The following is a 13,419-nucleotide window of genomic DNA, read 5'->3' on the forward strand; positions in this document are numbered from 1 at the left end:
GGATCAGAATTCGTGTTTAGCACGCAAATCTAGTGCTTTGCCAACACGCGCCTCCCGGGCCTGTGCCCACGGGATAGAAATATCACGCATGAGGCGCGCGACCTCCTCCGCGCCGCCTGCTTCCATAGAATCAGCAAGGTTCGCTAAATCAGGGGAGGACAGGTTTTGATGAAGTTTGGCTTTGCCAACCACCTCAGTAACAGCAAGTTCTATTCCTACGATGGCGCTGTAGGCTCGCTGAATCCGATGGGGCTGACTATCAGCCATCGTCCATACCGGTTCATGATGTGCAACGAGTTGTTGCCAATGTTCGTGTTTCCAGGCGTCGTCGTCGAACGTATGGAACGCGCCCCGAATATGAACCGTCACATAATCCCAACTAGGCGCGGTAGGCATAACTGATCCAGGTTTTTCTGGCGGTAGATAGTGCCCGGGGACGTGCGCGTCAGCTCCAGTGACGATCAGTAGCGCATCGCCAGAATCGTGAACTTGCGGATTTACTCGGTTCAAATGAGCTTGCACAACGTGCGTACCATCTTTGTCGATGACGACGAACGGGACGCGCGTTGCGTTAATACCATGCTCGCCAGTAGTGATCAGTTCCCCAACGCCGATACGGCTGGCGTAAGCGAGAGCAGCTTGCGGATCGAGCATATGTTGATGAGCGACGTACATGAAAATCCTTCGAAAGTGGCGAGAACTAGCTTGGCAGCTTACGGTAAAAGCTGACGGATGTGATCCTCAGATAGTGAAGAGCACGGATTGAGATAACCGCAGACCTGATACGTTAATCCTTTCTCCGACGTCAGTGTATCGGAGCAAAGCGGCTGCCAACCGGTTGGAAGAACCGGAGCAAATGTATCTGCGCCGGACACCTCGAGATCAATATGCGTGACAACCGCGAGGTCGCATGTGTCGAGAAACGCCTGATAAATCTGGGCGCCACCGATAACCCAACAAAAATCGGCTTCGCAGTAAGCGGCAGCCGCCAACGCCTCATCAATACTATGGGCCAACAGCGCCCCAGGAGCGTCATAATCTTCTGCACGCGTCAGCACAATATTCGTCCGGTTCGGCAACGGGCGCATTCGCTCAGGCAACGATTCCCACGTCGAACGCCCCATAATCACCGGGCTACCGGTCGTTATCTGACGGAACAACCGCATATCTTCCGGAAGATACCATGGAATGGTGCCATCTTTGCCCATTGCTCGATCGTTAGCTTGCGCCCAAATCGCGCCAATTCGCATAACTTCCCTCGCCTCCAACACGCTCAGACTGCAACCGGAGCCACAATAGCAGGATGATGTTGGTAGCCGTTCGCCGCCGAAATATCATCCATCGTGTAGGAGAAAATATCGCGAGCCTTGCGCAACTCCAACGTAGGGAAGGGGTAGGGTTCGCGTGAAAGCTGCTCACGTACCTGGTCAAGATGGTTGAGATAAATATGGCAGTCTCCACCCGTCCACACGAATTCGCCCACGTCGAGACCAACTTGTTGGGCGACCATATGGGTCAGCAGCGCATATGAGGCAATATTAAACGGCACCCCGAGGAATAGATCGGCGGAGCGTTGATAAAGCTGGCAAGACAGCTTCCCGTCAGCCACATAGAACTGGAAAAACGCATGGCACGGCTGCAACGCCATCTCATCCAAATCTGCCACATTCCACGCACTCACAATCATGCGCCGAGAATCCGGAGTGGTTCGCAACTGCTCAATAACGCGCGAAATCTGGTCAATATGCTCTCCAGACGGAGTTGGCCACGAACGCCACTGGTAGCCATAGACCGGGCCAAGTTCGCCGTCGTCGTCAGCCCACTCATCCCAAATAGTGATGCCGTGCTCCCTGAGCCAACCAATATTGGTCTCGCCATTTAAAAACCACAACAACTCACCCTTGATGGACTTCATCGCCACAAACTTCGTGGTGATCCGGGGGAAACCCTGGCTTAAATCAAACCGCATCTGCCGGCCAAACACCGATAGGGTTCCGGTACCAGTACGGTCAGTCTTCTTATCTCCGTTAGCTAACACATCGGCCAACAGATCCTCATACTGCCGATTGATCATTACTGCTCGCTCCGCTTGGCTAACAGTTCGTTAACAAGAGCAGTGTCCTTGACTAAGATCTCGGGGACCTTACTCTCGATGCCACGCTCAATCATCGCACCGGCAAACGGAACCGTCACGTTAAGTTGTAGCTCGAGTTTTCCGGCAGTGCCACTGCCAGTATCAACCAGCAGTATCCGAGCAACGCACTTGACTGGAAGTTTGCTCGAAACACGGTAGTCGATCTGCGCACCAGCATCGGCTACGGTTTCCACACTCGTGATTGTCACCGTTGCGCTTTTACCTAAAAACATAGATAGCTGATCGGGGATCTGATTCGGACCAGCAATAACTGTCAACGTGGTACGTGCCTTGCCCTCAACGTCGTCGTGAACTAATTCGTAATCCGGATTCCCGACTTCCTGTAAACGACGGAAAACAAGTTCCTCAGAGCGTAAAACCTCAAGAACCTCAGTGAGGGTTCCACCATAGTGCAGATCATGTGTGATGTTCATACTCCTATTCAACACTATTTCCCACTATTGTTGAACTGTGCCTACACTAACAAATATTTTGCAACAACGAACCGCACTATCATTTGATCAGCGCGAATGGCTTCACATGCTCACCGGCGACTGGCAAATGCTTGCTGATATCCTCTTTGCAGACCTCCTACTGGTGACTGCTACTGTTGATGGGCCAGTCATCGCTGCTCAAGCGCGTCCGGCAACTGCTACTACTCTTTTCGAGACGGACTCTGTTGGAGAAGTTGCTGAACGCTCCTATCTGCCAGGTATTGATGCGGCTTTAACCAGTGGCGAAGTAGTGACCTGGGGCGATGACGAAGTCGAAACAACCTTTATCCCCGTTCGCTATCGAGGGCATTACATTGCAGTCGTCGTTGCCATTAATGCGTTATTTCCAGACCGTGTCCTCTCACACGCCCAACAGAACTACGATGCGATTGCCCAAGCCTTGGCGAGAATGATTAGCACAGGAGAGTTCCCGTATGCGGAAGCCCCGTCAGGTTATCGACACGGTACGCCACGTGTTTCTGATGGTGTTATCCACTTAAACGAAGATGGCGTCGTTATTTTCGCCTCGCCGAACGCGATCTCCCACTTCCGGCGTATCGGGGTAGATGTGCCGCTCCACGATAGAGTTTTAGCGGAACTCCTCACTGAAAAAATTGATGACTACTCATCGGTAGATGAGTCACTCCCCGTGGTCCTGATGGGGCGAGCTGCTTGGATGGCTGAGGTGGAAGCACACTCCGTGACAGTCTCGATGCGAGCCGTACCATTGCGTAACGGGGGAGAACGGCTTGGCGCAATGCTATTGTGTCGCGATGTTTCAGAGTTACGACGGCAAGAAAAGGAACTGATCACAAAAGACGCAACGATCCGCGAAATCCACCACCGTGTGAAGAATAATCTGCAGACTGTATCAGCCTTGCTTCGGTTGCAGTCGCGCCGAGCGTCCACAGAAGAAACACGCATCGCACTTGCTACTGCTCAGCGTCGCGTTGCAACTATCGCGTTGGTTCATCAACAACTTTCGCAAACGATCAATGAAGTCGTGGATTTCGACGAGCTATTTATTCCAGTGCTGAAGATGGCAGTTGATATTGCAGTGAACGACGTTGAAGTAACGTCGTCGTTTACTGGTTCGTTTGGTCTTATTCGCGCGGAGGAGGCTGCCGCGCTCTCTGTGGTGCTTAACGAAATTATTTCCAATGCGGTCGAGCACGGTTTAGTCGGTGGCGGGCATGTGAGCGTCGATGCGTTGCGTGATGGAAACGAATTGACGGTGACGGTCAGTGATGACGGCGTGGGCATTGGAGATTCGGGACCAGGATCAGGTTTAGGAACTCAGATCGTCAAAACCATGGTCTCATCAGAACTCCATGGGCGGATTGACTGGGAGCCAGGAGAACCTAGCGGAACCGTGGTCACTATCACGATGGCGATGAAACCCTAGTTCAACCGTAAGAGATCGTGTGGAGAACTTGGTGGATTAGGAGATCCGTCGAGCTCGGATGCTATGGCGTTTGACGCTGCGTCGTTCGTCTTCGGAAAGGCCACCCCACACACCAGCGTCTTGATTGGTAGATAACGCCCACTGCAAGCAGATCTCGGCTACATCGCAAGTACAGCAGATACCTTTAGCGCGCTCAGTTTGTGCCATAGCTGCTGCAGAACTCCCTACCGGGAAAAACAGCTCCGGATCTTCATCCAGACATGCAGCGTCGTGTCGCCAATCCATCAGATTTTATCAACTCTCCAAGCATCGTCATTGTTATATATGGATACCTTGGCAGGTTTTACGACGATTATAAAGAGCTGGAACTGTGACGTTTGTCTGGGTAGGTATAGGTCACATATTAGTTGGTTAAAACGAGGGATTTTGGTCCGTGGAATATCGGGCGTATGAGGGTAAAACCGATAGCTAACAGCACAATTGCTCCACCAAGAAGGAGGATCTGGTTAAGTGGAATAATCAAACTTTCTGCATATTTCAAACCGAGTAGATAGAACCATAGTGGTGGCATGACTAAGAGTCCCAATCCAATCCCGATGATTGTATCAATGAGAACGAAACCTACTATTTCAACGATGTTGTTGATATGTAGAGACATCGGCGAAATGCCGAGGCTGGCACGTAGCCGTGAGTTTTGCTTTGCGAAGCGGTTTGCTCGCGGGGTACTCATGAGAACAACGACCAATGCGGTAAGCAAGCTCGATGCGGTTAAAAATGCAAGAATGGGCGTAGTCCAATGAGGACGTTCGGCAATAGTGAGAGTTTCACCAGTGATGCCTGAGTGTATTCGGATTCCACCGCGGAGTTGAGTGCCTAAAACGGCCGATCGGAAACGGGTAAAAAATGATGATAGCTGATGTTTATTCTTTTCTGTTGTCTTAAGCCATAGCTCATCGTGAATCAGTGGATGTTGAATGTGCTGAAAATCCTGAAGTTCCATCACGACCCACGGGGTAGAACTTTGTTGGACTGTCAATGGGACAGCTCCGTTATTGACTCCTTGAAAAGTAATGACATCCCCATTTTCGACTTCTAAGACACTCATCAAATCTCGTGGAATTCGAATAACCCCACTTTGGGGAACATCGGCATGCGAATCATCTGCAAAATACTCAATAGAATCGTCTCGATCCACAGCGCGAACATCGATCACTGTCGAGGATTTACTAATGGGAGAAGACAGAGAAACACTTGCCGAATAGACCACGAGAGAGTTTTTAATTCCTGGATAGGTATCGACCATCGCGATGAGTTCATCGCTCAGTTCCGACTCGCTATTTTCGTCAGTTCGTACACTAATGTCATATGGGCTTACTTGTCCGGCAATATGTTCAATAAGTGCAGCTGACGAAGAATGAGTCGTTATCACAACGACAAAACCTGCAATACACAAAACAAGCAGTCGTGCGCTAAACAGCCCAGTGCATGTGGTTTTCTTAGCAGTCTTCGGCTGTTGACGCATAAACCGGGATAATGAAATATCGAGCCTTAAAACCGTGGTGCGCAACCAGTTGGACATATATAGATGGGTAAGTAGAGCTAACGTGACAATGCCAAAAATAGTCATCAATGCAAAGAGCGCGGAATACGAAGACCACGTCGCTGTGACATGGTTACCGCGGGTAACGATCCCGGCAAATATAATGATGCTGGTACCGAGCGCGACCGATGCAAGCCAACGTGTTAGGCATGGGAGTAAACTTGGTGTAGTCGAACCGCGATAGTTGGGTTGGTGTAGAAAGTACACGAGATTCCACGCTGAGGGCGCGGTAGATGCCAACAGCACACCTAGCATGAATACTGTCGAGATGAAAGACAGTTGTAGTGACGGCTGGAAAAAGGGCAAGAAGAAGTGCGATCCAGGCAGGCCCTGCAATATGTTTAAAATCGGTGTTGTTAACATATTGCCGAAAAAGATGCCTACTGCAACTGCGGCTGCGCCTATGCCCATCATCTGTAATACTGCAATTGAAAAAAGCTTCGCAGTAGATGACCCTAAAGAGGATAACAGTGCAAAGTCCTTTTGTCGTGAGCGCAGAATACTGCGGGCTGAATAAAACCAGGTTATCCCAGCGATCAGGATTGGAATTGTCAGCAAACCACGAGCCAGTATCGTTAGGCTTGTGACAAAGTTCTGAGTTTTCCTGAATTCTTCAGCGTATGTCTCGTTGCGGTTGACAACGACTGTGCCAGGGATTCGTAAAACAGCCTCTTTTAGCCTCGCCAAAGGTACTCCGCGGTGGCCAGATAAGAGTATTCCGGATTCTCCAACACGTTTGAGTCCCTCTGTCGTGCGCCACAGCTCACGCATATTCATCCCAGAAATTGCATTAAATAATGAATGGAAATCAGGATTCAGTGGACTATATGCATATAAGCCTTTTACTTTCGCCCGGCGAACAAGACCGTGATCCCCAACGGAAGGAAGAGATAATACTACCTCGTCACCAGGCGCCACATGAAGCTGGCGAGCAACTGCAACAGGTAGGGCTATTTCATCGGCAGAAGTAGGATAAGCTCCGATATAGAAATCTTCGACGCGCATAGCCTTCGGTGGGACTGATTTGATATTTAATTGCGCTGAAGCCGAATCTGTCATGACCATCCCCCATAGTGGGGTAGGGGAATAAGCAGTTTTTACCACATCGATCTCTTCTAATGCGGTTAGGAAGCTATCGCCAGGAAGCGCGCTGTTATACACACGGATGTCGGCTTCTGGTACCGAGGCTTTCGCAGAGAACGGTACAGATAGTTGCATGTATTCCAACGTAGAAATTCCGAGCAAAAGTAACATAGTGCATATTGCTGTAACGATCGTTGGCAAGAGGTAGATTCGCCAGAAGGAGACTAAATGCTCAAAAACAAATGCCAGCATTTTACGCCCAATAGGTGGTATTTTCTCGGGCGAAAGCTAGCGAGTGTAGCGAAGGATTGACAACATTTCCTGCTGGTGAGCCGTCCAAGAATAGATGAACTTCGTCAGCATAGGAAGCGACAAAATTGCTGTGGGTCGACATGATGATTGAAATACCGTATTCTCTCGAGCAACGTCGGAAACTATCAAGTACTTTTTCTGAGGAATTGTGGCGCAAGAATTTCGTCGGCTCCTGTGCCAAAAGTAATTGTGCTTCTTTCAAAATCGCACGTGCTATTGCTAGGCGTTGATGGACATCTGCTGGAGTTTTTGATGCTTTACGTTCGAGATAGGGGAATAAGTCAAAGGAATGAATTACTTCTTTAGCAAAAGATCTGTCAACTGTACGCCGGGTTAATCGATGGGCGAGGAACAGATTCTCTTCGATTGTGAGACTCGGTACAACATTGTGGTTGCTGAACACGAAGGCAACTGATTCACTACGCAGCTGGGCAAGAGTTTGAGACGAGGCACCGGTGACTGTGGTGCCGCATGTGATAATCTCTCCAGTATTGACCTCGGCTAGACCACCGATAGCTTCAATCAGGAGAGATTTAGAAGAGCCGCTCGGGCCGAGGATTGCCGTAAATTTTTTATCCGGAAAAGACATCGATACGTCGTTAAGCTCGCGGCTTGTCGTCATATCAGTAGACTGCGCGCTAACATTGATGAGCCGTGCAATAGTCATAGATCATTTTGTCCGGGGGTGACGATGCCCGCTTCATAAGCAACAACAACCGCTTGTACGCGGTCGCGCACTCCTAATTTTGAAAATATGCGGGTAACGTGGGTTTTTACTGTCGCTTCAGCCACAAATAATCGTTCAGCAATTTCAGTATTGGTCAATCCACGCGCAATCAGGTGGAAGACCTCACGCTCACGATCGGTTAAATTGTCAAGAATTTCGGGGTTGGAATCACGTGGGCGGAATGATTCAGCTGCGAGTTTGTCAACAAGTCGGCGCGTCGTTGAGGGTGCAAGGACAGCATCTCCGTGATAGATCGTTCGGATCGCCTCAATCATTTTGGGAGCTGGATCGTCTTTTAACAGGAAGCCAGAAGCTCCGGCACGGATACTTTCCATCAGGTATTCATCTTCGTCGAAGGTGGTAAGGATGATGATCTTGGGATCGACACCTGTTGGTAACGAAGTAGAGGTAATTTCCCGCGTTGTGGCTAGACCATCCATCCCGGGCATGCGGACATCCATCAAGATGACATCGACTGGGACGACTTGCAAACGATTGATCGCTTGTTGGCCATCGCTAGCAGAAAGGACCACCTCCATGTCTTCAAGCGAGTTGATCATCATCTCTATGCCGTCACGCATCAAATCCATATCGTCAACTAGACCGACACGGATTATCTGGTTATCCATCGGATCTCCCCTCTAAAGACTCCCTATCGTAAGGTATTGTTGCGCGTACTAAAAATCCACCACCGGGCCGGGGCCCTGCCTCTAGTGTGCCACCAAATAGGGCGGCGCGTTCAGTCATCCCGATAATCCCATTTCCTTTCCCGTCATTAGGGACAGAAGCACCTCGACCATCGTCGATAACGGAGAGCACGACGCGGCGGTTTTGCCACTCAAGTTTGACCACAATAGAGACTTTCGTACCAGCATGTTTCATCGCATTTGTGACAGATTCCTGACAAATGCGATATAGCATATTTCCCGTACCTGCTGGAAGTGAGTGAATCCTTCCTAGCTGAATAAAGCTTATATCGTAGCCGGAATTATTCACTCGCTCAATGAGTGCGCTGATATCTTGAGATACCGGTTGAGGGCTCAGGGAAACATCGCTCTCATTCGGTTCGCGCAAGACACCAACGATCGACCGAATATCAGTGAGTGCAGCTCGACTCATGTCGGCGATGGTGTCTAAGGCGTGCAACGCTTGTGCGGGGTCTCTACGTCCTGCATAGCGACCACCGTCAGCTTGGGCAATGACAACTCCCAGAGTGTGGGCAACTATATCGTGGAGATCTCGAGCTATGCGAGTGCGTTCTCGAACAACGGCTCCCTGCTGATTTTCTTTTGTTTCCTGTTGTAAGAGCTCTTGAGCAAGCTTGAACTTTCTAGCTTGATCAAGCCGTGAACGGTATGCGAATCCCGCGAATCCAAATGCTGGGATAAGCGCAAGTGTAGAAAAGAAAACATAGGTATCTTGCCAGGTACGCACAGGCAAATGCTGGATCCACATTAAAACCAAAGCGGTGAGCGTTGCCAGATTGACTGATACGGCAGTGAACGTGCGTGCCCGAGCGCTCGCGGAGAATACCATTATCGCTACAACGATATCTAAAAGTAGGATGAATTTCGGAAAAATGAGATACCGAATCAGCAGGGCAAGGAGGAAAATAGCACTCGAAGTGTTGGGAGACGTTCTACGGATAACCACAAGGAAAGCTGTGAGAACGCTTAAAAGCCACAAATAAGTAATATCGCTATCTGATAATGTTGAAAACTTAGTGAAAAGTGGTTCGGTTCCGCTCATTCCAATGAGGCACGCAAGGATAACATCAGACATGAGGGGAAATCGATCCACTGATTCTTCGTTCATGCCTTTTAGGATACGTGTTTTTCGGTACGATAAGCCATGTGAATACACAAAACTTCGAACAGGCGCGTTCGCGATGGAACGAGATAGCTCCGCAACTCTTACATGCACAAGAGGTTTATTACTCGAGTGGGGATCAGGTAATGGTGGATGCAAAATACGATGCTCTCATCCGCGAATTACGCGATTTAGAGGAATCCTATCCACAATTATGGACTCCGCAGTCCCCGACGACGAAGGTTGGAGCCAAGCCCGTTCACAATAGTCTTCCACCCATTACTCATGCACAACGCATGTATTCCTTGCAAGATGTGTTTTCGCGAGACGAACTCGCTCAGTGGTTCACCGGGATATCTGCGGAATTACCAAAGGGAACGCTATTTACTACCGAGGTAAAAATCGATGGACTGGCACTGAACCTGACCTATCGCAACGGGAAGCTGGAACGGGCAGCAACTCGTGGAGACGGCGTCACTGGTGAAGACGTGACGCGAAACGTGCGCTCAATCGCATCGATACCGCACGAACTTCGAGGCTCCCATCTTCCAGAACTTGTTGAAGTTCGAGGTGAAGTATTCTTCCCTGTCGCAGCTTTTAATGCCTACAATCGCAGTGTTGTCGAACGCAATGCGGTAATCGATGAACGAAACTTGCGCATCAGCGAAGCCAACAAAGAAATTGCTGCGCGCAATCGTGAGATGAGAAAGACGAACCAGACGCGTGATCGTGCGCACTGGGAACCCGAGATTCCGTTGAAGCGCCGAGAAAGCCACGTTAAGACATTCGTGAATCCACGTAACGCTGCCTCCGGAACCATGCGGCAAGAAGACACTAGTTCCGTAGCATTGCGTTCGCTAGATTTCATAGCTCACGGAATTGGCGAGATTGTCAGCGACGACGGCGAACTGCTCAACCAGCTTTCACGCCAAGCTGGAGTCTATCGAGCTTTCCATGAATGGGGGCTACCGGTTTCCAACGTGACACAAACACACACTACACTGGCAGAAATTAATGGCTTCCTCGATCATTATCAACATGCACGCGATACGTTAGCTTTCGAATTCGACGGCGTCGTGATCAAAATTGATGACCGTGCAGTTCAAGAACGACTCGGGTATACCACGCGTGTTCCACGGTGGGCGGTAGCGTTTAAGTTCCCACCAACCGAAGTCCAAACCCGACTCGTTGATATTCGAGTCCAAGTGGGCAGAACTGGTAGGGTTACACCTTATGCGGTTATGGAACCAGTGTTTGTTGACGGATCCACAGTATCCCAAGCAACCCTCCATAACCCTTCGGAGGTGGCGCGTAAAGGCGTAAAAATTGGTGATATCGTCGTCGTACGAAAAGCCGGAGATATCATCCCAGAAGTTGTGGGACCGATCCTTGCCGAACGTGACGGCACTGAAGTCGAATTCGTGATGCCCGAATATTGCCCAGAATGTGGGGCGCCGATTGCGGCTATCAGTGATGGCGATATTGACCTGCGGTGTACCAATCAGCGTTCTTGCCCGGCGCAACTAACTCAGCGGGTCGCGCATGTTGGTTCGCGAGGTGCTCTCGATATGGAAGGCTTGGGAGAAGAGGCCGCTCGTTGGTTGTGCCATCCGGATAAAAATCGGACCGATGCGCTGACCGCTCTCGCTACTGGACACACCTTGATTTTGGAGGACGAGCGGGGCCGGGTTCGGCGGCTTCAGCTGGACCTTAATCAGCGTCTGAACTATGGAATTGTCGATGAACATGGCGCGATTATGGACCACGAAGATATTATTCCATTCGAGCTTCAAAAGGAACTGGGACTGCCGCAACCGCAAACACCCGTCTTAGATACTGAAGCGAAGCTATTCCAGTTGCGCGCCGAAGATCTACGTGATGTATGGATTTGGCAGGAAGAAAAATCCAAGGGCAAGCAAACCGGCAACTGGAAATACGTCCGTGCCGCCTGGACTAAACCACAATGGTCAGGAAAAGGGGAAGAACGCGCGATTTCCCAACCTTCTGTACCATCGAAAACCCTGCAAACGATGCTAGAAGAAATCGACAAAGCCAAAGGCAAAGACCTGTGGCGCAAACTTGTTGCACTCAATATTCGTCACGTGGGTCCAGTAGCGTCGCAGGCGCTCGCACAAACCTACACCTCGCTGGATCAGATGCGTCAAGCCAGCCTGGAAGAACTCTCAGCGATCGACGGTGTTGGCGAGATTATCGCTACCTCTTTCCTGAACTGGTTTAGGCAAGATTGGCATCAGGAGATTGTGGACCAGTGGGCAGGCAACGGCGTTGACTTCACTCGCAAGGAAGATACCACTTCTACAAGGCAAACGTTGAGCGGGCTGACTATTGTAGCGACTGGATCGCTGAGCAACTTTACTCGTGAGGGTATCAAAGAAGCAATTACTGCAGCAGGAGGCAAAGCAACAAGCTCAGTGTCGAAAAAGACGAGCCTCGTCGTTGCCGGAGAAAATGCTGGCTCGAAAGCCACCAAAGCTGAAGAACTGGGTATTCCGATCCTGGATGAAGAACAATTTCAACAGCTACTAGAAACCGGCGAAATGCCGTGAGGTATCTAGACGAACGGCGCGAGCGGTTTCATCAAACGTTCCGCAAGCTGAGCTAAACGGCTACGCTTTTCCCACGACTCTTGGGTAAGCTCAACACAATTCGTCACATCAAGTTTGAAAATATCTTCCATCGCAGAGGCAAGTCCGGCATCGAAAATCTCAGCATTAACCTCGTAGTTGCCAGCCATTGATAACCGGTCCAAATTCGCGGTACCAACGGTCGTCCAAATACCGTCAACCGTCATAGTTTTGGCATGGACCATTGCATCTTTGTAAAGATAAATACGGCAACCGGCAGCCAGTAATTCTGAATAATGCGGCCGCCCTACCCAGTCAGCAATGATATGGTTTGAAAATTGTGGAATAAGAATGCGCACATCAACCCCGCGTTGTGCGGCACTGGTGAGCGAGTTACGAATAGCGTAGTCTGGAATAAAGTAACCCATCGTGATCCAAATATTCTTTGACGCTCGATTAATCGCGTTCAAATAATTGGCACGAATAGGGTAGGAGCGGTAGGCCGGAACGTTCTGCGAAACGGTAAATGTTGAAACCCACGAGCGAACGACGTCGTCAGGCAAGTACGGGTGGTAGGCAGAACGATACTCATTCCACATATCGATGAACGCGTTTTCTAGTTCCCATGCGCGCGGACCAGCGACGCGAATATGAGTATCGCGCCAATGATCGGCATACAAGCGCCCAATATTATATCCGCCGACGAAACCTACGTTACCGTCAACAACTAAGATCTTACGATGATCAAAACCTGAATCTTTCGAACGAGTTGTCAAAATCCACGGACGCAACAACGGGAAACGGATAACGTGGAGAGTTGGCAAATCTGGGAAACGGCGAGCGCGTGGATCTTGATTCAGGTTTCCCAGCGTATCTAGGATGATAAACACTTCAACGCCGCGCCGAGCAGCATCAATGAGCGCATTCCGGAACCGATAACCCACATCATCGGCCTTCAAAATATATGACTCAAAGTACACACGTTTCGTGGCAGATTCGATAGCAGTGATCATATCGTCATAAAGATGGTTGCCGAATGTGTACACTGTCACTTCTGAATCCGAAACGCGTGTAGTACACGGTGACTGATGTGGAAATTCACCGCGTTGCGGATTACGCTTCTTTCGTTGTTCATCAACAGCAATAATCGTTGCTACAGCAGCGATTTGGGCGCTCAAGCCAGCAAAAAGCGCATACTTCACCAGGCGCTGCGGCGCGAAAGTTTTACGTTTTTTCCATAAAGACATGAATTCAGTTTACGATACGTTTC

12 protein-coding genes are annotated in these 13,419 nt (G+C 49.9%); 2 read left to right on the top strand and 10 right to left on the bottom strand.

All coding sequences use genetic code 11. The features are described 5' to 3' along the window. Nucleotides 1-3: 3 nt before the first annotated feature. From JTE88_RS02115 to JTE88_RS02130, 4 genes are read right to left on the bottom strand one after another with little or no spacing between them, the layout of a single operon-like run. Nucleotides 4-675, bottom strand: a complete 672-nt coding sequence (locus JTE88_RS02115) for an FMN-binding negative transcriptional regulator (protein ID WP_204425069.1) — start codon at nucleotides 673-675, stop codon at nucleotides 4-6. A gap of 38 nt (nucleotides 676-713) precedes the next feature. Next, nucleotides 714-1,250, bottom strand: a complete 537-nt coding sequence (locus JTE88_RS02120) for a dihydrofolate reductase (RefSeq protein WP_204425070.1) — start codon at nucleotides 1,248-1,250, stop codon at nucleotides 714-716. Between the two features lie 23 nt (nucleotides 1,251-1,273). Next, nucleotides 1,274-2,074, bottom strand: coding sequence for a thymidylate synthase (locus JTE88_RS02125; protein ID WP_204425071.1), 801 nt, complete (start codon nucleotides 2,072-2,074; stop codon nucleotides 1,274-1,276). After that, complete coding sequence (locus tag JTE88_RS02130) at nucleotides 2,074-2,568, bottom strand: DUF2505 domain-containing protein (protein WP_204425072.1); 495 nt, start codon at nucleotides 2,566-2,568, stop codon at nucleotides 2,074-2,076. Before JTE88_RS02130 ends, JTE88_RS02125 begins: the two co-directional genes overlap by 1 nt. Nucleotides 2,569-2,605: 37 nt before the next feature. Here JTE88_RS02130 and JTE88_RS02135 point away from each other — a divergent pair, with 37 nt between their 5' ends. Next, the gene (locus JTE88_RS02135) at nucleotides 2,606-4,033 is read left to right on the top strand and encodes a sensor histidine kinase (protein ID WP_204425073.1); all 1,428 of its coding nucleotides are present in this window, start codon (nucleotides 2,606-2,608) and stop codon (nucleotides 4,031-4,033) included. A 36-nt stretch (nucleotides 4,034-4,069) separates the two neighbouring features. Here JTE88_RS02135 and JTE88_RS02140 read toward each other — a convergent pair whose 3' ends face one another. The 5 genes from JTE88_RS02140 to JTE88_RS02160 all read right to left on the bottom strand — a co-directional run bounded on the left by JTE88_RS02140 (nucleotide 4,070) and on the right by JTE88_RS02160 (nucleotide 9,570). Further along, nucleotides 4,070-4,318: a WhiB family transcriptional regulator gene (locus tag JTE88_RS02140; protein ID WP_204425074.1), complete on the bottom strand. Its 249-nt coding sequence runs from the start codon at nucleotides 4,316-4,318 to the stop codon at nucleotides 4,070-4,072. 118 nt (nucleotides 4,319-4,436) lie between these two features. Further along, nucleotides 4,437-6,968, bottom strand: a complete 2,532-nt coding sequence (locus tag JTE88_RS02145) for an ABC transporter permease (protein ID WP_204425076.1) — start codon at nucleotides 6,966-6,968, stop codon at nucleotides 4,437-4,439. Nucleotide 6,969: 1 nt separating this feature from the next. Further along, complete coding sequence (locus JTE88_RS02150; protein WP_204425078.1) at nucleotides 6,970-7,695, bottom strand: ABC transporter ATP-binding protein; 726 nt, start codon at nucleotides 7,693-7,695, stop codon at nucleotides 6,970-6,972. Next, nucleotides 7,692-8,384, bottom strand: coding sequence for a response regulator (locus tag JTE88_RS02155; RefSeq protein WP_204425080.1), 693 nt, complete (start codon nucleotides 8,382-8,384; stop codon nucleotides 7,692-7,694). Before JTE88_RS02155 ends, JTE88_RS02150 begins: the two co-directional genes overlap by 4 nt. Beyond that, complete coding sequence (locus JTE88_RS02160) at nucleotides 8,377-9,570, bottom strand: sensor histidine kinase (RefSeq protein ID WP_204425082.1); 1,194 nt, start codon at nucleotides 9,568-9,570, stop codon at nucleotides 8,377-8,379. Before JTE88_RS02160 ends, JTE88_RS02155 begins: the two co-directional genes overlap by 8 nt. Before the next feature lie 38 nt (nucleotides 9,571-9,608). Between JTE88_RS02160 and JTE88_RS02165 the strand changes: the two genes are divergently transcribed. Continuing rightward, nucleotides 9,609-12,131 (top strand): NAD-dependent DNA ligase LigA, encoded by a 2,523-nt coding sequence (locus JTE88_RS02165; RefSeq protein ID WP_239519540.1) that lies wholly within the window; start codon nucleotides 9,609-9,611, stop codon nucleotides 12,129-12,131. Between the two features lie 5 nt (nucleotides 12,132-12,136). Here the strand turns inward: JTE88_RS02165 and JTE88_RS02170 are convergent, their stop codons facing one another. Continuing rightward, the gene (locus JTE88_RS02170) at nucleotides 12,137-13,396 is read right to left on the bottom strand and encodes a phospholipase D-like domain-containing protein (RefSeq protein WP_204425083.1); all 1,260 of its coding nucleotides are present in this window, start codon (nucleotides 13,394-13,396) and stop codon (nucleotides 12,137-12,139) included. Nucleotides 13,397-13,419: the final 23 nt, after the last annotated feature.

The organism is Arcanobacterium phocisimile, assembly GCF_016904675.1.
Taxonomy (GTDB): Bacteria; Actinomycetota; Actinomycetes; order Actinomycetales; family Actinomycetaceae; genus Arcanobacterium; species Arcanobacterium phocisimile.

Excerpts from the sequence above, each read along its gene's own strand:
- JTE88_RS02115 (WP_204425069.1), bottom strand. The coding sequence starts at position 675 with ATGTACGTCGCTCATCAACATATGCTCGATCCGCAAGCTGCTCTCGCT.
- JTE88_RS02120 (WP_204425070.1), bottom strand. The coding sequence starts at position 1,250 with ATGCGAATTGGCGCGATTTGGGCGCAAGCTAACGATCGAGCAATGGGC.
- JTE88_RS02125 (WP_204425071.1), bottom strand. The coding sequence starts at position 2,074 with ATGATCAATCGGCAGTATGAGGATCTGTTGGCCGATGTGTTAGCTAAC.
- JTE88_RS02130 (WP_204425072.1), bottom strand. The coding sequence starts at position 2,568 with ATGAACATCACACATGATCTGCACTATGGTGGAACCCTCACTGAGGTT.
- JTE88_RS02140 (WP_204425074.1), bottom strand. The coding sequence starts at position 4,318 with ATGGATTGGCGACACGACGCTGCATGTCTGGATGAAGATCCGGAGCTG.
- JTE88_RS02145 (WP_204425076.1), bottom strand. The coding sequence starts at position 6,968 with ATGCTGGCATTTGTTTTTGAGCATTTAGTCTCCTTCTGGCGAATCTAC.
- JTE88_RS02150 (WP_204425078.1), bottom strand. The coding sequence starts at position 7,695 with ATGACTATTGCACGGCTCATCAATGTTAGCGCGCAGTCTACTGATATG.
- JTE88_RS02155 (WP_204425080.1), bottom strand. The coding sequence starts at position 8,384 with ATGGATAACCAGATAATCCGTGTCGGTCTAGTTGACGATATGGATTTG.
- JTE88_RS02160 (WP_204425082.1), bottom strand. The coding sequence starts at position 9,570 with ATGAACGAAGAATCAGTGGATCGATTTCCCCTCATGTCTGATGTTATC.
- JTE88_RS02170 (WP_204425083.1), bottom strand. The coding sequence starts at position 13,396 with ATGTCTTTATGGAAAAAACGTAAAACTTTCGCGCCGCAGCGCCTGGTG.